Here is a 22301-nt window from a genome sequence, read left to right on the forward strand (position 1 = left end):
GATTCGCGGATTAGAATGTGCTTATGAGCAAATTCATACTAAAACCCATATTAAAGGGCCTATTCCTGGCGGCACTTGGTAGCACATTTCTTTCTAGTCATGCAAATGCGCAGACTGATGAGATGCAATCCGGGCAAGCCGTATTTGAAGTCATTGCCTCCGAACTGGCTTTGCAGCATGGTGAGGCAGGCCTTGCTTATGGCACTTATATGGAGATGGCCCGTCAATATAGAGATCCTCGACTTGCCCAAAGAGCGATGGAAATTGGAATTGCCGGCGGATCCCCAAATTTAGCGCTGCAAGCCGCACAACTCTGGGATGCGCTTTCGCCCCCCTCAGAGATCAAACCCAAAGAGGTGTTTGTCACGCTACTAGTTTTAAGTAATCGTTGGCCTGATGCAGTGAAGCCTGCTATTGAACTGCTTCGTAAGGAGACCCCTGCACAACAAGAAGCTACTTTGCTTCAATTGCAAACCTTGTTGAGCAAAGCCAAAGATGAGACAGAGGCCATGCGAGCTTTTTATGAAATCGCCTCGGCCGCTAAGCCCATGCCTAAAAACCCAGCGCTTCTTTATACCTATGCGATGTCTGCCGAAAAAATGGGTCGGATAGATGTGATGGAAAAAACCTTACGTGAGATATTGCGCACTAATCCGAACGATCCCAATACCTTAAATGCCCTCGGTTACTCTCTCGCTGATCGCAATCAGAATTTACCAGAGGCATTTGCACTCATTAGCAAAGCGCATCAACTATCGCCAAAGGATGGTTTCATTCTAGATAGTCTGGGCTGGGTTAATTTTCGATTGGGAAAAAATACTCTTGCTCTAGAACAATTACAGCAGGCCTATGAGATAAAACCTGAAGCAGATATTGCTGCGCATATTGGTGAAGTACTATGGACCATGAATCGCAAAGCAGAAGCTGAAGCAATATGGCGTCAAGGGCAACAGTTAGATGCGAATAATCCAGTTTTATTGGAAACATTAAAACGTCTTAAGCCTGACTGGACCAATACAGATCAAGCTCAAAATGGCTCTTGGGATGGGCGTTTTGCAGTTAAGGTAACCGGCCTGATTGAAAGTCAAAATCAAGGTGGATCGGGTGGTTTTACTTTGATACAAGAAGATCTAAAAGATACTCTTGAAATACGCAACCCAGTTGGCGGATCAGTTGCAAAAATTATCATCACACCAGGAGAGGCAAGCCTTGAACGTGATGGTCAAGTCGTTACCGCAATCGATGCAGATACCTTAGTTCAAAATACTCTTGGTCTACCGCTGCCGGCGCGCGGATTGTCAAATTGGTTAAAAGGTCAAGTACGTGCTGGTAGTGAAGCGAGCGTTGAAAGAAATGCCAATGGACAAGTCAGCAAAATTACTCAAGATGGTTGGAGCTTGATCTACACCTGGAACAATAAAAACCAGTTAGAAAAACTGGTGATGAACCGTAGCTCAAATATTGGATCTATAGATATTCGTCTTGTCTTTGATCAAACCAATGAGTAAACAGCCTCAACAGTCTTTAACGCTTCGCTCACCAGCCAAGCTCAATTTATTTCTGCACATTGTTGGCCAACGACCTGATGGCTATCATCTTCTGCAATCTGTTTTTCAGTTAATTGATTGGACTGATACCGTTCACTTAAAACGGATTCCAGAAAATGAAGTTCGTCGCATTAATCCGATACCCGACGTGTCACCAGAACAAGATTTAGTTGTGCGCGCTGCAAAACTAGTAAAGGATTTTTGCAAGATAGATTTGGGTGTTGAAATCGACTTGAAAAAAGAAATTCCTATGGGGGCAGGGCTGGGAGGCGGCTCATCGGATGCAGCAAGCACCTTGATAGGCTTAAATACGCTTTGGAATCTTGATTTAGATAAAAAGACGCTGTCCAACCTAGGTTTGAAACTGGGGGCAGATGTGCCCTTTTTCATTTTTGGTCAAAATGCGTTTGTTGAAGGAATTGGTGAACAAATTCAAGAAATCTCCCTTGAAAATCGGGATTTTCTGGTCATTTTTCCCAACCGAGCTATCCCAACAGTGAGCATTTTTCATGACCCGGAATTGACCCGAGACCATGCTCCGATTACAATTGATGGCTTTCTTGCATCGCCGTTGTCAAATCAGATCAATGATTGTCAGGCAGTAGCGATGCGAATTTGTCCTGAAGTGAAGCAAGCTTTGGATTGGGTTAGTCAGGCGTTACCGGGCTCCGCGCCCCGTATGTCAGGCTCCGGGAGTAGCGTTTTTGCCGTCTTAGACCCTAAGACCGATAGCGTAAAACTGGAAAATCTTTTACAAAGTCTTCCTAAGGGGTGGATAGGTCGGGTTGTTCGGGGGCTAAATAAAAATCCCGCTTACAATTTGATTTCTTCAGATTGATCCGTAGGGGAATCGCCAAGCTGGTTAAGGCACTGGATTTTGATTCCAGCATGCGAAGGTTCGAATCCTTCTTCCCCTGCCAAATACTGTAGAAACGACAAAGATAACCTTTTGACCCTACAAATCCCATAAGACTATGTCCTCCACAAACGCAGATTTATTGACTTTATTTACAGGCAACGCAAATCCGGTTTTGGCTGAGGCAGTAGCCAAAGAGCTCAAGCTCCCTATGGGAAAAGCCTTTGTAGGACGTTTCTCAGACGGTGAAATCCAAGTAGAAATTCAAGAAAACGTTCGCGGCAAAAACGTGGTGGTCATTCAATCGACCTGTGCTCCAACAAATGACAGTTTGATGGAGCTCATGATCATGATTGATGCCCTCAAGCGCGCTTCTGCAAGCCGCATCACCGCAGTGATTCCTTACTTTGGCTATGCTCGTCAAGATCGTCGTCCCCGCTCAGCTCGTGTGGCTATCTCCGCTCGCATCGTAGCCAATATGCTTCAATCGGTTGCCGGCATTGAGCGTGTTTTGACCATGGATCTTCATGCCGACCAAATTCAGGGCTTTTTTGATATCCCGGTAGATAACATCTATGCGTCTCCAGTGCTGTTGGCTGATCTACAGGCACAGAAGACCCAAAAAGACCTCATCATCGTCTCTCCCGACATTGGGGGCGTAGTACGTGCCCGTGCCATGGCAAAGCAATTAGGCACTGATTTAGCGATTATTGATAAACGTCGCCCTAAAGCCAACGTCTCCGAAGTGATGCACTTAATCGGCGAAGTAGAAGGCCGCCATTGCGTGATCATGGATGACATCATCGATACTGGCGGCACCCTCTGTAAGGCTGCTGAAGCCCTTAAAGAGCGTGGCGCTAAGGGTGTTACTGCCTATTGCACCCATGCCGTTCTATCAGGCGGTGCAGTGGCCAGAATTGCAGCGTCTGAATTGGATGAATTAGTGGTTACAGACACTATTCCCCTCACCCCAGAAGCGATGAAAGTCACCAAAATTCGTCAATTGACTGTTGCCCCACTGCTTGCCGAGACTCTTTCTCGCATTAGCAAAGGTGATTCAGTCATGTCCATGTTTGCCGAATAAGCCAAAAATCATCGTTTTACCCCGGTTTTTGGCAGTTTTAAGCCTTTTGTAGGCAAAAATCTTCTATCCCACGATATAATTGAAGGCTTTTCTGTTTGGTCGCGAACGGAAATTAACCTCACTAGGGAATTCATCATGAAAGTAGTTGCCTTTGAAAGAAGCGTACAGGGAACGGGTGCGAGCCGCCGTCTGCGCAATTCCGGAAAAACTCCGGGAATCGTTTACGGTAGTAAAGATCCAGCCTTGGTCATTGAGTTAGACCACAACGCGTTGTTCCATGCTCTCCGCAAGGAAGCGTTCCACTCATCCATTTTAGATTTGGAAATCGACGGTAAAGCACAGAAAGTGTTGTTACGCGATTACCAAATGCATCCATTTAAGCCATTGGTTTTGCACATTGACTTCCAGCGCGTATCCGCTTCTGAGAAAGTTCATATGCGCGTTCCATTGCACTTCACTAATGCTGACACTTCAGCTGCCGTGAAATTGCAAGGCGCTGTTATCAGCCACATCCTTACTGAACTCGAAGTTTCTTGCTTACCAGCAGACTTGCCAGAGTTTGTTGAAGTGGACTTGGCCAAGATTGAAGTTGGACATGGTATTCATGCTAAAGACATCGCATTGCCAAAAGGTGTTACTTTGGTATTGCATGTTGAACAAGAGAATCCAGTACTTGCCAATGCACGTATCCCAGCGGTTAAAGCTGCTGAGCCTACGGATGCTCCTACTGCACCAGCAGCCGCTCCTGGGGCTGAAGCACCAAAGGATAAGGCTTAATATTTAGCCCATTCTTTGCGTAGAGAAGACCCGCGCAAGCGGGTTTTCTTTTTTGCGGAAATACTTTTATCCTTAAACTCACATCATGACTAAATTAATTGTTGGCCTCGGCAACCCTGGAGAGGAACATACAGAAGATCGGCACAATGCTGGCTTCTGGTTTTTGGACGTCTTAGCCAAACAATTAAATTCACGTTTTGAATCTGAGAAACGCTTTCATGGAAAAGTAGCAAAGGCGAAATGGGAAGGCGAGGATCTCTTTTTACTTAAGCCAAGTACCTATATGAATTTAAGCGGTCAATCGGTTGGTGCATTGTGTCGCTTTCATAAAATCACACCAGCTGAAATCTTGGTAGTACAAGATGAGCTTGATCTGAAGCCTGGCACTGCACGCCTGAAGTTGGGGGGTGGCACAGGTGGTCACAATGGCTTAAAAGATATACAAGCCCATTTAAGTACGCCAGAATACTGGCGCCTTCGCTTAGGTATTGGGCATCCGCGAGACCTTGCAGGTGATGGTCGCCCTATGGATGTGGCTGATTATGTGTTACGCAGACCACAGCTAGCTGAGCAAAAGATGATTGATGCCAGTATTGAAAATGGGCTGCAAATTTTGCCGCTATTTTTAAAAGGCGATACGCAAACTGCCATGATGGAGCTGCATTCTAAGGCTTAACTCAGTTAAGCTGAATTGGCTTTTTTAGCAGCAGTTAATTGACGGTACTTTGCCATTAACTGGTCTTGAGATTCCACATAGTCAGGATGAAATGGAATGCAATCGACTGGACAGACCTGACGACATTGAGGTGCATCATAGTGCCCGACACATTCAGTGCACTTCGCTGGGTCGATCTCGTAAATCTCTAAACCCATATAAATTGCATCATTGGGACACTCTGGCTCGCACACATCACAGTTGATGCATTCGTCAGTAATCAATAAAGCCATTGTTTTACTCGCCGACCCTACTCAGAATGCTGAGTGCCAGAGGCAATCTTTTGGACGAGCCATTTTTCTACCGATGGGAATACAAATTTACTCACATCACCACCCATTGAAGCAATCTCACGAACAAAGGTGCCCGAGATAAATTGGTATTGATCAGATGGGGTTAAAAATAAAGTTTCAACGTCTGGCAAAAGATAACGATTCATGCCGGCCATCTGGAACTCATATTCAAAGTCAGATACGGCACGTAAACCACGCACAATCACGCGAGCATTGTGCTCTCGGGCAAAATCTTTTAACAAGCCTGAAAAACCAACGACCTTGACATTGTGGTAGTGACCTAAAACTTCCTTAGCAATATCGATACGCTCTTGCAGCCCGAAAAAAGGACGCTTGCTGCGGCTATCGGCAACACCGACGATCAGCTCACTAAAAATACTAGAAGCACGACGAACTAAATCTTCATGCCCACGGGTAAAGGGATCAAATGTTCCGGGGTATACAGCAACAGTCATAACACTCCTAAGGCTTTATCAGCTACAGGCAAGAGTTTAGCCTCTTCCACTCCGAAATAGACAGGCTTTTACCTGACCGGCCTCTAAGTATTTTCCACAATCCCAGCCTGGCAGGAGGGCCTCTATTTCTTGGCGAGGACGGCTAGAGGGAAATTCCACGTAAATACCCCCACCCTCAGAGTCATCACACACCCTAGCAGCCTCTATTACAGCCAAATCCAATAGGTGGGCATCACCAAAAGGTGGGTCAATAAAAATTAAATGGCTTGAATAATCAGTCTGTTGTTTTAAATACTCTAGACTGTCTCGATGCAGAATTTCAACGATGCCAGCGGCAGGAGAAGACTGCAAAAGTTGAAAATTGGTTCGTAAGTTTGCATGGGCTTTTTTATCCTTCTCGAGCAGTGCAACAAAGCTTGCCCCACGCGAGGCTGCCTCAAAACCCAAAGCGCCGGTTCCTGCAAACAAATCCAAACAGCGCAGACCACTTAAATCTTGACCCAGCCAATTAAATAAAGTCTCGCGAATACGATCTGTTGTTGGACGCAGACCGGGAATATCAAGAACAGTTAATAGACGACTTCTCCAGTTGCCACCAATAATGCGAATCTTCTTGGGCAACTCCACTCTCAGAGCTTTAGTCGGCTTATTTATTTTGAGCCCCCAGCATGACGATTTTCATGCGATCCATTGCAAGATACTTTTGAAAGGCATCTTTGACCTGCTCCAAAGTGACTGCCTCGACTTGTTTGGTCCAAACCTCCATTGTGTCGAGTGGTAAGTCATTCCATGCAATAGAAGAAACGTTATCAAGCAATTTACGATTGTTATCAATCCGCAATGGATAGCCATTCATTAAGTTTGCTTTAGCTGCTGCCAGTTCAGATGGAGTGGGGCCATCAGCAATAAATTGTGCAATGGTTGAGCTCATTACTTCAAGAGCCAAAGAGCCCTGATCGCTCTTGGTCTGCAAGCCCGCCTGAAAAATACCGGTACTTTTTCCAGGAGCAAAATAACTAAAGACACTGTAGGCTAGGCCACGCTTTTCACGAACCTCCGTCATCAGGCGTGACACAAAGCCGCCACCGCCTAATACATAATTCCCCACCATTAATGGAAAGTAATCGGGATTATTACGAGTCACCGCAGTCATACCCATTGCGATGTGGGCCTGTTGGGAATCAAAGGGAATTTGAATTTCCCTTTGATCTAATGGCTCTACAGGCGATCGATCCAACTCTGGAAGCTTTGTAATAGGCGCACCTGATTCAGGAATTTGATTTAATAATGCCTGCACAATTTGATTGGCTTGAGCCCGATCAACATCACCAACAATGCTCACGATCATACGATCGCCACGATAAAACTGTTTATGAAATTGCGCTAGATCGTTAGCGCTTACTGCGGCCACTGACTTTGCTGTTGGCGTATTGGCTAATGGGTAGCTTCCATATACTAATTTTTTGAATCGTTTATCTAAGACAAACTCTGGCTTTGTTTCTGCTTCACGTAAATTTGTAATCGTTCTTTGCTTTTCTCGCTCAACAATTTTTGGATCGTAAGTTGGCGCGCTCAGCATGGTGGCAGCCAATTGCACTGCACGCTCACGCAAGTCTTGTCTACTCAAACTACGAATACGTAAAACTGCTCGCTCATCACCAACCGATAGGCCGATATTGGCGCCCAAGTCAGCGATTTCATCGGCAATTTGCGCCTCAGTTAAAACGCCTTTATTGTCTCGAGCCCCATAATTCATCAGAGCGGCAGTCATATCAGCTAAGCCGCTTTTACCAGTAGGATCATAACGATCCCCGGCATCAATGCTGACTTCGATATCGACCATAGGTAAGGCCTTGGTTTGCACTAAATAGGCCTTAGCACCCTTATAGGAATCTAATTGTTCAATTGGCAAGATGGCATAAGCCTTGCCAAATAAACCGAAGACCAAGAGAACGACTGAAATAGTTTTATAGGAAGCAATCATTACTTGCCCTCCTTGCTTGCTGCTGCCTTACGCGCCTGCGGATCTAAAACCGCAATCGTTAAACCCTCATCAACTAAATATTTCTTAGCAACGGCCTGCACTTGCGCAGGTGTAATGGTCTGCATTTTTTCCAACATGTAGTCGATGTCTTTCCAGGAAAATCCTGCCATCTCAGTACTGCCAATTTCCATTGCCTGGCCAAAGATAGAGTCTCGCTTATAGATTTGCTCTGACAAAATGCGGACTTTAATTCTTTTGAGCTCAGATTCTAATATTCCGTCTTTCTTCAAATCCTCAAGTGCATTGCGAATACTTTTCTGAGCTTGTTCTACTGTTTTTCCTTTAGCCATCGTCGTACTAATTACAAATAATTCTGGTCCACGAGAAACCATGTCGTAATCTACGCCGACATCATTGACTACTTTTTCTTGTTTAACGAGCGTGCGATTTAAGCGTGCATTGTCATAACCATCAAGGACGGCAGTGAGTAGCTCAAGTGCATATGGGTCAACCTCATCTAGCTTGCCAGGCTCAAGTCTTGGGACCTTCCAAGCCATCGTCAGCTGAGCGTTATCAGCCGGGGCCTTCACCTGAACTTGCTTTATTCCTTTTTGAGGTGGCTCAATTTGTGGCTTACGAACCGGCAACTCATGTGTGGAGATAGGGCCATAATATTTTTCTACCGCAGCCAATACTTGCTTTGGATCGACATCGCCAGCAACTACGACGGTTGCATTATTAGGCGCATACCAGCCTTTATACCAGTCACGCGCATCAGAGGCTTTCATATTCTGTAAATCATTCATCCAGCCAACAACTGGATGACGATAAGGCGAACTCATGTAAGCAGTTGCCATTAAAGATTCATTAAGAAGACTGCTGGGGTTATCTTCCGTTCGCAAACGACGCTCTTCCATTACTACCTGAATTTCTTTTAAAAATTCAGCATCGTCAAAGTTCAAATTGGACATGCGGTCTGCTTCCAACTTCATCACATCATCTAATTTTGATTTTTCCACCTGCTGAAAATAAGCAGTATAGTCACGGTTAGTAAAGGCATTTTCACGGCCACCAACCGCCGCAACTAAACGAGAAAACTCACCGGCCTTCACCTTATCAGTACCCTTGAACATCATGTGCTCAAGCACATGCGCCACACCAGTCCGACCATTGATTTCATCCATTGATCCAGCCCGATACCAGACCATGTGAGCAACCGTTGGCGCCCGGTGATCTTCTCGCACAATTAATTTGAGACCATTATTTAATTGGTATTCAGTGGTATCGGCAGGTTCAGTGCCTGCAGCCCAAGAAAATTGGGCAAAAAACAGAAGGACAAAGGAAATTCGGAGTAAATTGGAACGCATCTGCTAAATCACCATTTCCCAAAAATTAAATTGATAAGATGCAAGGTTTAAATTGTATCGATTATGTTCGGCCTACGTAAAACCCTCGGATCCCTATTCAAAACCAGCAAGACGGATGAAGCTTGGTTTGATACTTTAGAAGAGTCACTCATTCAAAGTGATGTGGGCCTCCCCACAACTGAACAATTGATTATCAAATTACGTAAAGCTGCAAAATCTGAAAAAGCATCCAGCCCAGAAGAGCTCCAGGCACTCCTCATACAAGAAGTGAGTACCTTACTAGGTTCACTAGAACCAAATCCAAACCCATTATTTACAGATCAGAAGATCCATATTCCCGAGGTTTGGTTGGTAGTAGGGGTGAATGGTGCAGGCAAAACCACCACTATTGGCAAGTTATGCAAGCTCTTTCAATCTCAAGGTAAATCGGTATTACTGGCAGCTGGCGACACTTTTAGGGCGGCCGCTAGAAATCAACTTCAAGAATGGGGTGGCAGAAATCAAGTGGATGTCATCACTCAAGATGGTGGTGACGCAGCTGCCGTAGCCCATGATGCAATTCATGCGGCCAACTCTCGCAAGAGTGACATCTTAATTATTGATACAGCGGGACGACTGGCTACCCAAGATCACCTCATGGAAGAGCTCAAAAAAGTGAAGCGGGTGATTGGCAAGGCGCTTCCTGGCGCCCCTCACCACACCCTACTGGTACTAGATGGCAACACAGGACAGAATGGTTTAAGCCAGGTAAAGGCCTTTCATGCAGCCCTGGGACTTACAGGGCTCATTGTTACTAAGTTAGATGGCACCGCCAAAGGGGGTGTCATTTGCGCCCTTGCTCACACTCTGAAAGATGAACCCAAACCGGCTGTTTTAGCCCTAGGCAAAGGTGAAGGAATTGATGATTTAGTGCCTTTCACAGCCCACCAGTATTCATCTGAATTATTCAATTAAATCAATAACTTATAGAATTAATAAACCATTAGCACTCTCTTGACAAGAGTGCTAAAATAGACTTCTATTAACTCCTCGTATTTATAAGAAAAATGGTACAAAAGAAATTCGACAAACCGACTATGCAAAGGCTGCCTGTAGCGCAGGCTGCGACGGCGTCTGCATTTCCAATGTTGCCGACTCTTGGGGTTGGCACTCTCGACTCATACATTGCATACGTTAATCGCGTACCAATGCTCAGCGCTGCGGAAGAATTACATCTTGCGCAGGAGTTTCGTCGCACTGAAAATGTAGATGCAGCGAAGACATTGGTGCTTTCGCATCTCCGTCTCGTTGTTTCAGTTGCGCGTCAATATCTTGGCTATGGCATTCCTCATGCCGACTTAATTCAAGAAGGCAATATCGGCCTAATGAAAGCAGTCAAACGCTACGACCCAAATAATGGTGCACGACTTGTTTCTTACGCGATTCATTGGATCAAAGCAGAAATTCATGAGTACATTCTCAAAAATTGGCGCCTAGTAAAGACAGCAACCACCAAAGCACAACGCAAATTGTTCTTTAACTTACGTAGCAATAAGCCAACCTTGAGCGCACTTACTCCTAGCGAGGTAGATGCACTAGCTAAGGCATTGGATGTCAAAGGCTCGGATGTTAAAGAAATGGAAATGCGGCTTGCTGGTGGAGACATTGCATTAGAGGGCGATGACAGCGATGATGAATCCGCGTATGCGCCCATTCAATGGCTAGCTGATAACACTCAAGAGCCCACAGCGCGCATTGCCAGCGCAGAGGCGGATGCTCTACAAGGCCCTAGATTGGATCAAGCCTTGATGTCTCTAGACGAGCGTAGTCGCAACATTGTGCAATCTCGCTGGTTAGCCATGGATGCTGAAGGTAACGGAACAAAAACACTTCATGATTTAGCCGCAGAATATGGCATTTCAGCAGAACGTGTGCGCCAAATTGAGACAGCCGCTCTTAAAAAGATGCGCGGCCTCTTAGAAGCTCAGGCAGCTTAAAAATAGTGCTGCCCTTCTTCTTTATTTCAACAATTCTTTTAAGTCATGCGCCAAGGTCTCTGGTCCTTGGGCATGCTTAATATACAAGCGTAAGCGCCCTTCAGGGTCAAACGCATAACTGCCAGCAGTATGGTCCATGGTGTAAGAACCTGGAGTCGAGCCTGGAACTTTCTTGTAGTAAATCTTAAAGTCTTTTGTCACTTTTTCTAAAGCCGCATCATCAGCTGGCCGCAAGCCTAAAAAACGTGGATCAAACGAAGGGACATACTGCTTCAAAATAGCAGCGGTATCTCGTTCAGGATCAACCGTCACAAAAAGCACCTGCACCTTATCTGATTGAGGGCCAAGTAGAGTCATCACCTGCTGCATTTCAGTAAGCGTTGTAGGGCAAACATCAGGGCATTGTGTATACCCAAAGAACATCACCACCACTTTGCCTTTGAAATCGGCCAAGGTTCTGACATTGCCATCGGGATCCAACAGACTGAAGTCCTTGCCAAAGGAAGTGCTGCCAGTGATATCAATGTTCTTGAACTCTGGTTTAGGGCTACAGGCAGCCAATACACAACAAATGATGGCAACACAAAAAAAACGCAAAAAATGGAGATTCATCTTAGAGAAAGTAGTGATCAATGAGCAGAGCTGCGAATAGTAAAGACAGATAGGTAATAGAAAAGCGAAAGGTCTTCTTCGCAAGAGCATCGCTATAGGAAACAAATAATGCGATGACGTAAGCCAAAAACATCAACCCCAACACAATTGCAGAGATTAAATAAATAATGCCACTCATACCGTAGATGTATGGCAGTAAGGTAGCAGCAATCAAAATTAGGGTGTACAACAAAATATTGAGCAGCGTAAAGCGTTCGCCGTGAGTCACAGGCAACATCGGCAAACCCGACTGCACATAGTCATCACGACGATACAGGGCCAGAGCCCAAAAATGGGGCGGGGTCCATACAAAAATAATGAGAACTAATAGCCAAGCTTCAGCGGATAAGCCATTGGTAACTGCGGCCCAACCGAGGGCTGGAGGCATGGCGCCAGAAAGACCACCAATCACAATATTTTGAGGCGTGGCGGGCTTGAGTAGCCAGGTATAAATCACTGCATAGCCAACAAAGGTTGCCAATGTAAGCCACATCGTGAGTGGGTTACAGAAATTCCACAAAATAATCATTCCCAAAGAGCCGAGAATGATTGAAAAAATGATGATGTGAAAAGGGGTTACCTCTCCAGTCGCAGAGGGGCGCCAAGAAGTTCGCTTCATCTTGGCATCTACCGCTTGTTCAATTAAACAGTTGACTGCAAATGCCGCGCCCGCCAGCAACCAGATGCCAGCAATTCCACCAAATAAAACTGGGTAGGGAACCATGCCGGGTGTAGCCAAGAACATTCCAATCACTGCACAAAAAACGGCAAGCTGCGTCACTCTAGGTTTGGTTAGCACCCAGTATTGACGCCACCGTGGCATTGATGCAGGTATTGAAGAGTTGGATGTGCTCATAAAGGCTTTGTCTTTTTTATCTGAATGGGGCTCTTCCAAGATGCCCAATAACTCATTCTGACTAAGCAGAATACCAAAGCAGCGGAGCCTGCGGTATGTAATAGAGCAGCCAATAAGGGCCACTGAAATACCACATTAGAAATACCGGTTATTAACTGCAACAAGAGCAATCCCAGCAAGAGTTTTGATATGCGCCCAAGATCCGGAGTAGCTGCAGTTGTGACCTTTAAACCCTTCAAGCCCAATGTACCCAAGACGATCAATACTAGAACAGCAAATAGGCGATGAGCCCAATGAATCGTTTGCAAAGCGGCTGGGGAGATAAAGTCTCCTTGCGCATTTAAACCTAACTGGCGCCATAGCGTGAAGCCTTCCGACCAATTGGTATCGGGCCATAAGGCTCCTATACAAGTAGGAAAATCTGGGCAAGCCAATACAGCGTAGTTAGTACTAACCCAAGCCCCTAGAAAGATCTGACTAAAGAGCACAACAAATCCTGCTAGCAATAAGGTTGCTGGTAGGGGGCGTATACGAATCACTCGCACCGTTGCACTTTTATCTACCCATCCTTGCTGAGCGTAAGCGGTTAAGCAAGCCAATAAGGTAATTGCAAGCATTAAGTGAATGGTGACAATGATTGGCTGCAATTTGAGGGTAACAGTCCATGCACCAAATGCACCCTGAATACATACCAACATCAAAAGTCCTAAGCTACCAATCAGAGGTGCCTTACCCATGGTCTTCACCTTGCTAAAAGCCAGTCCCACTTGAACCAAAATAAGAGTCCCTACAGTCATTGCTAAATAGCGATGAATCATTTCTATCCACGCTTTAATGACGGTTACTGGCCCATCTGGTAAAGCGTGTTCTGCTTGCGCAATATCACTTAAGGCATGAAAAGGGTTTGATGTGCCATAGCAACCGGGCCAATCAGGACAGCCAAGCCCTGAATCCGTTAAGCGAGTAAACGCTCCAAAAACTATCAGATCAAAAGTCATAAAGACCAAGACCCAATTGAGTTTTTGAAAGAAAATGAAACCTGGGCGCGTCCACAAATACGCAAGCGGTATTCCTGCAAAAACAAGGGCGATTGCAGCTAGCTCAATGAATAAAGCCACTTGAGACATTACAGGCTCTCGCCTTGATGATTCAAGCGCAGTAACTTTTCTAAATCTTTTTTGATAGCGCCAAATTCTTTTGGAGAATTGGTCACCGGGAAATACATCATCTTCGCTGGGCTTGGATCAAGTAACTGAATTTGCTCGCCGGCACCTTCTTTATTCAGCCATGCCAAAAACTCTGCTTGCAACTTTGGACTGGTAGGCAGGGGAACTACTTTAAATCCAGCTACCTGTTCGTCATAAGCTTTAGTGACCTCCGGGTCAACGGGCTTACCATCCAAATTGACCCATAACAACTGAACGCGGCCGCTCTCTCTGCCGACAGCTACTTTAACTTGCCGCATCAAAAATAAAGCTTCAATACATTTCTCATCTTTAATTTGGCACTCGCCTGCAGGACGAGCAATCAGCAAAGTCCATTTGCCCTGAAGCGGAACGTTAAACCACGCAGAGTTCGCAGCTTGAGTAGGATGCACGAGGGTTCCAAAATTTGTCTTTCCACCTTCGGGCTTAAATACGTAATATGCCAAATAGGAGGCAATGACTGGGGCTGCACACGCTAGCAATAAAAATAGCATTTGCAAGCGACCGCGACGGGTCCGCGCATTGATCGCAGAAGCATCTGCTTGCGAAGCTGGTATCAACAACTCTGTATCACTCACCCTTAATCCCCATTCACAACATCACGGCGCCAGTATTGACGCAGACCACTAATCAGCCAAAATAAGAAGCCAGAAAACGCTAAAGCGAACCACTGGAATGCATAAGCATAATGGCGATTGACTCCGGTTGTCAGGGGCGCCCATTCTCGCAGTAGGCCATCCTGAGCTCCAGACTCCTCCTGACGCAAGATAAAAGGCGCCTGCAACCATCCATGCAACTTTGCTTCGCGTTCTAAATCAAAATTTTGGGCTATCCGAGACTGGTTGGGATCAAGCACTTTACTGTCTGCGCCGAGCTCATAAACCTTTCCAGGGTGGGCAAAGACAATGCCTTCCACAGAAATGACATTGAGAGGGGTGCTAATGGGCGGCAACGTCTCTCGCCGATCATTATTGCGAGGTGCCCAACCCCGGTTGATCCAAAGCACCTCATCCCTGCCTTCTAATTGAAAGGGCATTAACAAATAAAACCCTGCTTGGGCAGTGTTGCCTTCCCCGCCTGCAGGAATCGGTCTTGGACGGTTATCAAGCCAAATTGCAGAATGAGGAAGGTAGTGACCACGGGCCGTCATACGACGTTCATGTACCTCCTCCAAACTCCAGAATTGCGTATTCGCACTCAAGATGGGCATTTGTTGGCGTGCTAGTAAGTTAGCGGCCAAAGCAATTTTGGTTTCAGCCCTATTTAACTGCCATACCCCAGCAGCACAGCCAATCACAATCACCAGCAAGGCTGATACAGTAGCAACTAGACGCTTTGCTATTAGATTGGTAAAGAGGCTATTTACGTGATTCAAAATAAGGCTATCAAATGAAGTGGATTATTCCAGTAGTGTTGCTAATCATTGTTGCCAGCCTGGGCTCGGCACTGTACTACATGATGAAAGGTCGGGGCAATAGCTCCAAAATGGTTCATTCGTTAATGCTACGCATCGGCTTATCGATTGCATTATTTATTGGCATTCTTGTTGCCCATTACTTTGGCCTGATCGAATCAACCGGCATTAAAGTAGGAACTAACTAATTTAGAGCACCAAAAAATGAATCGGGGCTTAAAGCCCCGATTTTTATTTTGCTTACATCCAGTAAACAGCGATATACAAACCAAGCCAGACGACGTCAACAAAGTGCCAGTACCAAGCAGCGCCTTCAAAAGCGAAGTGATGCTCAGCAGTGAAGTCGCCACGGATCATACGGCGCAACACAATTGCTAACATAGTGCCGCCCAAAAATACGTGGAAGCCATGGAAACCGGTCAACATGAAGAAAGTTGAGCCATAGATACCAGAGGTTAACTTTAGGTTTAATTGATGGTAAGCATGGTAGTACTCAAAGCCCTGGAAGCATAAGAAGATGAATCCTAAGCCCACAGTAGCAGCTAAGCCAATAATGGCCTTCTTCATATGATTCTCAACTAAAGCATGATGAGCAAAAGTAATCGTCACGCCAGAGCTAAGCAACAAGAAGGTATTGATGGTTGGAACAGGCCATGGGCCCATAGTGGTAAATTTCTCGACCAAACCAGCAGGACCATCATTTGGCCAAACTGCAGTGAAGTTAGGCCAGATCAACTTACTCTCAACATCACCCATCCAAGGCATTGCAATATTGCGCGCATAAAAGAGAGCTGCAAAGAATGCACCAAAGAACATGATTTCTGAGAAGATGAACCAAGCCATCGACCAACGATATGAAATATCGACGTTTAAACCATTCTTACCAGCATTAGATTCAGCAATCGTGTCGCCAAACCAGTGATACAAAACGAACAGGACCCAGGCCACTCCGGCTAGGGCTAAAGCTCCACCCCATGATGTATGGTTGACCCAACCAGTCATACCGTAACCAAAGGCAACTAAGCCAGCGGCTGCCATAGCAGGATGCCTAGATAGTCCAGGAACGAAATAGTAAGGGGTTGAATTGGATGACATCTTATTCTCTCTATTCAATCAAAAAATAATCAATGGGACACAACTGCTTTCACTATCAAGAGCAGAATAGCCATGAAAATCAGGGCACCAACTACACCTGCAATGATAATGTGAACAAAACTTAATGTAGCTACATCTTCCTGCAAACCTGCTTTTTTACGCACACCTAGAAAGCCCCACATCACTGCTTTCATCGATTGCATAAAACTACTTTTTTTCTTTTGCATCATGCCCCCTAAGTTTTAGGAGTGGTTGAGCCAGCAGGTTGCTGACCTACACCTATCTCAAAGAAGGTATACGACAAGGTAATGGTTTTTACATCCTCAGGTAAACCTGCATCAATCACAAAAACCACTGGCATCCTCTTCATTTCATAAGGCGCCAAAGTCTGCTGTTGAAAACAGAAGCACTCTAACTTGGTAAAGAATTCAGTTGCACTCTTTGGCGCATAACTAGGGATAGCTTGCGCTTCTACCGTACGACCTAAATTATTCGTAACCTCGTACACAATCTCAGTCATCTCGCCAGGGTGCACTTCTAAAAAGTTTTTTACTGGCTTGAATGTAAAAGGGCCTCGGCTGTTTGAATCAAATTCGATAGTCACTTTACGTGAATAATCGACTTGAGTATTGCCAATTCTATTGGGACTTATTGCCCTGACACCATAATCATTCTTGCTAGTAAGCACATTGATGCCAGTAACCTTACATAAGGCTTGGTACATGGGGACTAATGCATAGCCAAAACCAAACATCATGACTGCTGCAATGAGCAGTTTGAGCATGATTTGACGGTTATTGGAATGAAGAGTTGTCATAGTGAACGAGCAGGCTTAACCCAGCAAACTTCTCTTCATCACAATGCCAATAAAAAACACAATGGCGATACTCAATAGAATCAGCCCCAACCGACGATTGTTGGCAGTAAGGGCCTGCTTCGAAGAATTAAATTCCTGCTTCACGCAACTGCTCTGCACTTGGTGGAGTTTCGAATGTGTGATGAGGTGCTGGCGATGGAATAGTCCACTCCAAACCTTTTGCGCCATCCCATGGTTTTGCAGGTGCTTTTTCACCTTGACCACGATACGCTGGCAACACAACAAATATCAAGAAATACACCTGCGACAAACCAAAACCTAAGGCGCCAATGGATGCAATAGCGTTGAAGTCAGCAAACTGAGTTGGGTAGTCTGCGTAACGACGTGGCATACCTGCAAGACCCAAGAAGTGCATTGGGAAGAAGGTGATGTTAAAGAAAATCATCGAAGCCCAGAAATGGATCTTGCCACGTGTTTCATTTGCCATGTAGCCAGTCCACTTTGGACACCAGTAGTAGAAGCCAGCAAACATTGCAAACAAAGAGCCGGCAACCAGCACATAGTGAAAGTGGGCTACTACGTAATAGGTATCCTGCAAGCCAATATCAATCGGCGCCATTGCTAGGATCAAACCAGTAAAGCCGCCCATAGTAAATACGAAAATAAAACCAACGGCCCACAACATTGGTGTTTCAAAGGTCATTGAACCTTGCCACATTGTTGCTACCCAGTTAAAAATCTTCACGCCAGTTGGAACAGCAATCAACATTGTTGCGTACATGAAGAACAGTTGACCAGTAACTGGCATACCTGTTGCAAACATGTGGTGTGCCCATACGATGAATGACAAAATCGCAATAGACGATGTTGCATAAACCATAGAGCTGTAGCCAAACAATGTTTTTCTGGAGAATGCTGGCACGATTTCACTGATGATTCCGAACGCAGGAAGAATCATGATGTAAACCTCTGGGTGACCAAAGAACCAGAAAATATGCTGGAACATGATTGGGTCGCCACCACCAACAGCAGAGAAGAATGAAGTGCCGAAGTGACGATCAGTTAGAACCATCGTAATTGCACCGGCCAAAACAGGCATCACTGCAATCAATAAGTAAGCTGTAATCAACCAAGTCCAGCAGAACATTGGCATCTTCATCAAAGTCATGCCAGGAGCGCGCATGTTTAAGATGGTCACAATGATATTGATTGAACCCATGATGGAAGAAGCGCCTAACAAATGGAGTGCAAAAATACCCATATCCAAGCCAGGGCCCATTTGTGAGGTCAATGGAGCGTAGATAGTCCAACCGCCTGATGGAGCGCCGCCAGGAGCTAAGAATGAACTAAGCAATAAAGTAGCTGCTACCGGCAAGATCCAGAAACTAAAGTTATTCATACGCGCAAATGCCATATCGGACGCACCGATTTGCAAAGGCACCATCCAGTTAGCAAAGCCAACGAATGCTGGCATGATCGCGCCAAACACCATTACCAAACCATGCATGGTAGTTAATTGGTTAAAAAACTCTGGACGGAAAAATTGCAAACCTGGCTGGAACAATTCCAAACGGATTCCCAGGGCCATCGTTCCGCCAGCCAACAAACTAATAAACGAGAAGATCAAATACATCGTGCCGATGTCTTTATGGTTGGTTGCGAACAACCAACGACGCCAACCATGTGGCGTGTGATCATCATGCGCGTGATCGTGTGCGTGTGTGTGATCGTGATCGTGGGTAGTAGAGACTGTGCTCATGAATTACTCCGGTTTCGTTTTATCTGTATTGGTTAATGGATTACTTGCCGCCATTTGCGGTAATAATTTCTTGAGTCTGAATCACTTCACCCGTTTTATTACCCCATGAGTTGCGGGTATAGGTTATGACTGCTGCAATGTCAGCATCAGACAAAACACCACCCCACTTCGGCATTGCATTTTTACCGTTTAGCAAAATAGTGATCTGACCTGCTTTAGGACCATTCACCACTTTGCTGCCATCCAATGCTGGGAAAGCACCAGCGCCTTTACCATTTGGCTGATGGCAAGCTGCGCAGTTAGCTGCATATACTTTTGCGCCACGCTCTTTTTGCTCTTCCAGTGTGTAAACCTTAGTAGGATCATCAGAAGTAGCAGACATTGCCTTCTTCTTCTCGGCAACCCAAGCGGTATAGTCATCCTGTGAGACCACTTTAACTACGATAGGCATGAAAGCATGTTCTGCGCCACATAGCTCAGAACACTGACCGCGGAATGTACCGATAGTTTCAGCCTTAAACCAAGTGTCGCGAACGAATCCTGGGATCGCATCTTGCTTCACACCAAATGCTGGGATAGTCCAAGAGTGAATCACGTCGTTTGCAGTAGTAATCAAGCGAATTTTTTTGCCTACGGGTACAACCAATTCGTTATCCACTTCCATCAAATACGTATTTGATTTAGGTGCTAAGTTATTAATCGCCTCACGAGATGTTGTTAAGGTTGACAAAAAGCTAATGCCTTCGCCCTCACCCTTAATATAGTCATAACCCCATTTCCACTGATAACCAGTAGTCTTAATGGTGATATCTGAATTGGTTGTATCTTTCATTGCCACAACTGTTTTTGTCGCAGGCAAAGCCATTCCAATCACGATGAGCAGAGGAATTACTGTCCAGATAATTTCTACAGTAGTGCTCTCATGAAACGAGGCTGACTTGTGACCGAGTGATTTGCGATGCTTCAAAATGGAATAGAACATCACCCCAAAAACACCGATAAAAATCAATGCACAGATCCCCAACATCATCCAATGTAACCAATGGATTTCTTGCATGATTTTGGTTGCTGGAGCCGTGAAATTCAGCTGATTGACAGCAGGGCCACCCGGCATATTTTCAGATGCGTGTGCCAATGCAGCGCCAAAGGCTGCTACTAAATAGAGCGAAGCCCTAGTGACTTTTCCAAATAAATTCATCTTATTCTCTGTTTATTGTCGTGAGCATCGTGGCCAAAAGCGCCACAAAATGCCCAAAAAGCGGTGTCAAGCCAATACATCCAGCCGTGATTATAGGGTTAATTAAGCTCAACAACAAACCGGGATAACCCAGCCTAAGCCAATCTTGGTCGAGGTTTAAATGATAGTAAGCACTTACACTTAAGCAGAATCTCGCCTAGTCTTGCGCCCAATTTGATTTGGATCAATATAAGCAACATGGTCCTTAGCTTGAGCCAGGTGCTTTCCTAGTGCCCAAGCATGTCCATAAACAAGCTCTAAGGACAATTTTTGAGGCAAATTTGCCATTTCTGTAGGATCAAGCTGGGCAGAATGAGTCAATTTCAAGGCGCAAATATCAGCTAGTAGCAACTGAGGTTTTTCGTAGTCCAAAGTGAGGTATTCCATATCCATCACGGGATCAGAAAATCGCTCAGCCATGAGGGCATCGCCCATATCGTGCATATCCCAAGGACTTAATAGATTCTTGAGCTTGAGGACACCAGAATCCATCGCCCGCAACTCTTTACCCGTATCGGGACCTAAATAGCTAAAAGCAATCAGGCCACCCTCTCGCAATACACGCCAACACTCTTGTAAAAAATGTTTTGGATCGGGCAAGTCCTGCAAAAGTAGATTGCTGAAAACTAAATCAACAGAATTATTCGGAAGATCAAAATTGCCCGTCTTTAAGTAAGTTGCCATTGAGCTTGTGACATCCCCGCGAAATAGGCTATTCCAAGAACGAAACGCCTTAGATCGCCATAACTGAGATTGAGATGCACCCTCTTCATGAAGACTATAAATACGCGCCCCAGGAAAACGCTTTGCGAAAGCAGCTTGATGCTTTCCAGGAAAGTCTGGAACGATAAGCACGTCTTTCACATTTAATTTAACGATATCTAATTTTTGCAACATACGGTCTGCAATTTCGTCTTGTAACCATCTCAGGGGCTGGGTCATTGGCTCAGTATACTCAGCGCCCCATGCGATTTCTAGAGAATATTTTTCAATCAATTGCAACACAGATTTTGCCAACAGCATGCATTAGTTGTGGCCACCATCAACAACATCCTATTTGCGAAAAATGCTTAGATCTATTGGGGATAGAAAGCCTCTTGAATTTTGAATGCTGCCAACAATGCGGTCTTTTACTGCATAGTTCAGAAGTACAAAAACAACTATGCACCAACTGTGTAATCAAGCCACCCTATTTTGATGCTACCTGCTGCCTAGATCGATATGAGGGAAGATTGCAAGCAGCGTTACACCTCCTCAAGTATCAAAAAAGAGTAGCTAATGCGCACGGTCTTGCATATGCCTGGAACGCAATCCTCTCTCCACATCTACAAGAGCAATATGCAGATTGCTTGTTACCCGTTCCCCTTAGTCATGAAAAATTAAAGATACGCGGATTTAATCAAAGCTGGGAATTAGCCAGAAGGGTGGAGTCCCGGAAAACAATTCAAAAATTGCCTTATGCATTAAGGCGACATCACAATATAGGACAGCAAGCCGGGAGCACTCTCATTGGACGCCATGATTCAATCCAGAATATGTTTTTTATTGACACAAAGTACCTGGATTTCCTTAAAGATAAAACTGTCGTTGTGTTTGATGATGTCATGACGAGCGGAGCAACCCTTAATGAGATCGCTCGTATTCTGAAAGAAAGCGATGTAAAGCGTGTCATCAACTGGGTTTTACTAAGAACCACTAAGCAGATCTAATAATGCGAAAATCCTAGTATGTTTAATATCGTTTTATTTGAGCCAGAGATTCCCCCGAATACAGGCAACATTATTCGCCTGTGCGCAAATACCGGGGCCAAATTACATCTCATCGAACCTTTGGGATTTCCGATGGAAGATGCCAAGTTACGTCGTGCTGGGCTGGACTATCACGAGTTTGCCAGCATCAAGGTGCACCCCAATTGGGGTCACTTTCTTGAAACTGAAAAGCCAGACCCGCAACACCTTTTCACGCTCACCACCAAAGGCTCTGGAAAGTTCCATGAGGGTAAATACACCCCGAATGATTATTTTGTTTTTGGATCAGAAACTAAAGGGATCACCGAGGAAGTGCGCAACTCGATTCCTAAAATGAATCAAATGCGCTTAGCCATGCAAGACAATAGTCGTAGCCTTAATTTATCAAACACTGTGGCGATTGTTGTCTATGAAGCTTGGCGTCAGAATGGACTTGCTGGTGGTAAATAAGTAGGCGTCAGAAAC

Annotated in this window: 27 protein-coding genes and 1 tRNA gene; 11 read left to right on the forward strand and 17 right to left on the reverse strand. The window is 45.2% G+C overall.

Going from position 1 to position 22301, the window contains the following annotated elements:
- The first annotated feature begins 23 nt into the window (after positions 1-23).
- The 6 genes from PNUC_RS09940 to pth all read left to right on the forward strand — a co-directional run bounded on the left by PNUC_RS09940 (position 24) and on the right by pth (position 4940).
- A complete protein-coding gene (locus PNUC_RS09940) occupies positions 24-1508 on the forward strand; it encodes an outer membrane lipoprotein LolB (RefSeq protein WP_011903753.1) in 1485 nt (494 codons plus the stop codon).
- Complete coding sequence (ispE, locus tag PNUC_RS09945; RefSeq protein WP_011903754.1) at positions 1501-2385, forward strand: 4-(cytidine 5'-diphospho)-2-C-methyl-D-erythritol kinase; 885 nt, start codon at positions 1501-1503, stop codon at positions 2383-2385. The genes PNUC_RS09940 and ispE overlap by 8 nt, the downstream gene beginning before the upstream one ends.
- A 5-nt stretch (positions 2386-2390) precedes the next feature.
- Positions 2391-2467: transfer RNA gene (locus PNUC_RS09950), tRNA-Gln, on the forward strand.
- Positions 2468-2521: 54 nt separating this feature from the next.
- Positions 2522-3487 (forward strand): ribose-phosphate pyrophosphokinase, encoded by a 966-nt coding sequence (locus PNUC_RS09955; RefSeq protein WP_011903755.1) that lies wholly within the window; start codon positions 2522-2524, stop codon positions 3485-3487.
- A gap of 135 nt (positions 3488-3622) precedes the next feature.
- Complete coding sequence (locus tag PNUC_RS09960; protein WP_011903756.1) at positions 3623-4264, forward strand: 50S ribosomal protein L25/general stress protein Ctc; 642 nt, start codon at positions 3623-3625, stop codon at positions 4262-4264.
- Between the two features lie 85 nt (positions 4265-4349).
- Positions 4350-4940 (forward strand): aminoacyl-tRNA hydrolase, encoded by a 591-nt coding sequence (pth, locus tag PNUC_RS09965; RefSeq protein WP_011903757.1) that lies wholly within the window; start codon positions 4350-4352, stop codon positions 4938-4940.
- Positions 4941-4945: 5 nt separating this feature from the next.
- Here the strand turns inward: pth and PNUC_RS09970 are convergent, their stop codons facing one another.
- From PNUC_RS09970 to PNUC_RS09990, 5 genes are read right to left on the reverse strand one after another with little or no spacing between them, the layout of a single operon-like run.
- On the reverse strand, positions 4946-5212 hold the full coding sequence (locus tag PNUC_RS09970) for a YfhL family 4Fe-4S dicluster ferredoxin (RefSeq protein WP_011903758.1): 267 nt from the start codon (positions 5210-5212) through the stop codon (positions 4946-4948).
- Between the two features lie 17 nt (positions 5213-5229).
- Positions 5230-5727: a pantetheine-phosphate adenylyltransferase gene (gene coaD, locus PNUC_RS09975; protein ID WP_011903759.1), complete on the reverse strand. Its 498-nt coding sequence runs from the start codon at positions 5725-5727 to the stop codon at positions 5230-5232.
- A gap of 36 nt (positions 5728-5763) precedes the next feature.
- Positions 5764-6354, reverse strand: a complete 591-nt coding sequence (gene rsmD / locus PNUC_RS09980; protein ID WP_011903760.1) for a 16S rRNA (guanine(966)-N(2))-methyltransferase RsmD — start codon at positions 6352-6354, stop codon at positions 5764-5766.
- A gap of 19 nt (positions 6355-6373) precedes the next feature.
- Positions 6374-7711, reverse strand: coding sequence for a M16 family metallopeptidase (locus tag PNUC_RS09985; RefSeq protein ID WP_011903761.1), 1338 nt, complete (start codon positions 7709-7711; stop codon positions 6374-6376).
- Positions 7711-9078: a M16 family metallopeptidase gene (locus tag PNUC_RS09990; protein ID WP_011903762.1), complete on the reverse strand. Its 1368-nt coding sequence runs from the start codon at positions 9076-9078 to the stop codon at positions 7711-7713. Before PNUC_RS09990 ends, PNUC_RS09985 begins: the two co-directional genes overlap by 1 nt.
- Positions 9079-9141: 63 nt before the next feature.
- Between PNUC_RS09990 and ftsY the strand changes: the two genes are divergently transcribed.
- Together ftsY and rpoH are read left to right on the forward strand one after the other, a co-directional pair.
- Complete coding sequence (gene ftsY / locus PNUC_RS09995) at positions 9142-10032, forward strand: signal recognition particle-docking protein FtsY (protein ID WP_011903763.1); 891 nt, start codon at positions 9142-9144, stop codon at positions 10030-10032.
- A gap of 92 nt (positions 10033-10124) precedes the next feature.
- Positions 10125-11054, forward strand: a complete 930-nt coding sequence (rpoH, locus tag PNUC_RS10000) for an RNA polymerase sigma factor RpoH (protein WP_011903764.1) — start codon at positions 10125-10127, stop codon at positions 11052-11054.
- A 21-nt stretch (positions 11055-11075) separates the two neighbouring features.
- Here the strand turns inward: rpoH and PNUC_RS10005 are convergent, their stop codons facing one another.
- Genes PNUC_RS10005 through PNUC_RS10025 form a run of 5 tightly spaced genes read right to left on the reverse strand, consistent with a single transcriptional unit; the run spans position 11076 to position 15141 of the window.
- A complete protein-coding gene (locus PNUC_RS10005) occupies positions 11076-11666 on the reverse strand; it encodes an SCO family protein (RefSeq protein ID WP_011903765.1) in 591 nt (196 codons plus the stop codon).
- Position 11667: 1 nt separating this feature from the next.
- A complete protein-coding gene (gene cyoE, locus PNUC_RS10010; RefSeq protein WP_011903766.1) occupies positions 11668-12561 on the reverse strand; it encodes a heme o synthase in 894 nt (297 codons plus the stop codon).
- Positions 12558-13688, reverse strand: coding sequence for a COX15/CtaA family protein (locus PNUC_RS10015; RefSeq protein ID WP_011903767.1), 1131 nt, complete (start codon positions 13686-13688; stop codon positions 12558-12560). Before PNUC_RS10015 ends, cyoE begins: the two co-directional genes overlap by 4 nt.
- Entirely contained in the window at positions 13688-14344 is a 657-nt protein-coding gene (locus tag PNUC_RS10020) for a hypothetical protein (RefSeq protein ID WP_011903768.1), read from the reverse strand. The genes PNUC_RS10015 and PNUC_RS10020 overlap by 1 nt, the downstream gene beginning before the upstream one ends.
- A gap of 2 nt (positions 14345-14346) precedes the next feature.
- Positions 14347-15141, reverse strand: a complete 795-nt coding sequence (locus PNUC_RS10025) for an SURF1 family protein (RefSeq protein WP_223245982.1) — start codon at positions 15139-15141, stop codon at positions 14347-14349.
- Positions 15142-15155: 14 nt separating this feature from the next.
- Here PNUC_RS10025 and PNUC_RS10030 point away from each other — a divergent pair, with 14 nt between their 5' ends.
- A complete protein-coding gene (locus PNUC_RS10030; protein ID WP_011903770.1) occupies positions 15156-15368 on the forward strand; it encodes a twin transmembrane helix small protein in 213 nt (70 codons plus the stop codon).
- A 52-nt stretch (positions 15369-15420) separates the two neighbouring features.
- Here the strand turns inward: PNUC_RS10030 and PNUC_RS10035 are convergent, their stop codons facing one another.
- From PNUC_RS10035 to PNUC_RS10060, 7 genes are all read right to left on the reverse strand, one after another.
- Entirely contained in the window at positions 15421-16275 is an 855-nt protein-coding gene (locus PNUC_RS10035; protein WP_011903771.1) for a cytochrome c oxidase subunit 3, read from the reverse strand.
- Positions 16276-16304: 29 nt separating this feature from the next.
- Positions 16305-16502: a DUF2970 domain-containing protein gene (locus PNUC_RS10040; protein WP_011903772.1), complete on the reverse strand. Its 198-nt coding sequence runs from the start codon at positions 16500-16502 to the stop codon at positions 16305-16307.
- A gap of 8 nt (positions 16503-16510) precedes the next feature.
- The gene (locus tag PNUC_RS10045) at positions 16511-17092 is read right to left on the reverse strand and encodes a cytochrome c oxidase assembly protein (RefSeq protein ID WP_011903773.1); all 582 of its coding nucleotides are present in this window, start codon (positions 17090-17092) and stop codon (positions 16511-16513) included.
- A 15-nt stretch (positions 17093-17107) separates the two neighbouring features.
- A complete protein-coding gene (locus PNUC_RS11165) occupies positions 17108-17320 on the reverse strand; it encodes a cytochrome oxidase small assembly protein (RefSeq protein WP_208974593.1) in 213 nt (70 codons plus the stop codon).
- On the reverse strand, positions 17220-18851 hold the full coding sequence (gene ctaD / locus PNUC_RS10050; protein ID WP_011903774.1) for a cytochrome c oxidase subunit I: 1632 nt from the start codon (positions 18849-18851) through the stop codon (positions 17220-17222). The genes PNUC_RS11165 and ctaD overlap by 101 nt, the downstream gene beginning before the upstream one ends.
- A gap of 40 nt (positions 18852-18891) precedes the next feature.
- Complete coding sequence (gene coxB, locus PNUC_RS10055) at positions 18892-20049, reverse strand: cytochrome c oxidase subunit II (RefSeq protein WP_011903775.1); 1158 nt, start codon at positions 20047-20049, stop codon at positions 18892-18894.
- A gap of 180 nt (positions 20050-20229) precedes the next feature.
- Positions 20230-21111, reverse strand: a complete 882-nt coding sequence (locus PNUC_RS10060) for a methyltransferase domain-containing protein (RefSeq protein WP_223245983.1) — start codon at positions 21109-21111, stop codon at positions 20230-20232.
- 74 nt (positions 21112-21185) lie between these two features.
- Here PNUC_RS10060 and PNUC_RS10065 point away from each other — a divergent pair, with 74 nt between their 5' ends.
- Both PNUC_RS10065 and trmL read left to right on the forward strand, forming a co-directional pair.
- A complete protein-coding gene (locus PNUC_RS10065; protein WP_201721400.1) occupies positions 21186-21797 on the forward strand; it encodes a ComF family protein in 612 nt (203 codons plus the stop codon).
- 18 nt (positions 21798-21815) lie between these two features.
- A complete protein-coding gene (gene trmL, locus PNUC_RS10070; RefSeq protein WP_011903778.1) occupies positions 21816-22286 on the forward strand; it encodes a tRNA (uridine(34)/cytosine(34)/5-carboxymethylaminomethyluridine(34)-2'-O)-methyltransferase TrmL in 471 nt (156 codons plus the stop codon).
- The last annotated feature ends 15 nt before the right edge of the window (positions 22287-22301 follow it).

Origin of the sequence: Polynucleobacter asymbioticus QLW-P1DMWA-1, assembly GCF_000016345.1 — a bacterium.
Taxonomy (GTDB): Bacteria; Pseudomonadota; Gammaproteobacteria; order Burkholderiales; family Burkholderiaceae; genus Polynucleobacter; species Polynucleobacter asymbioticus.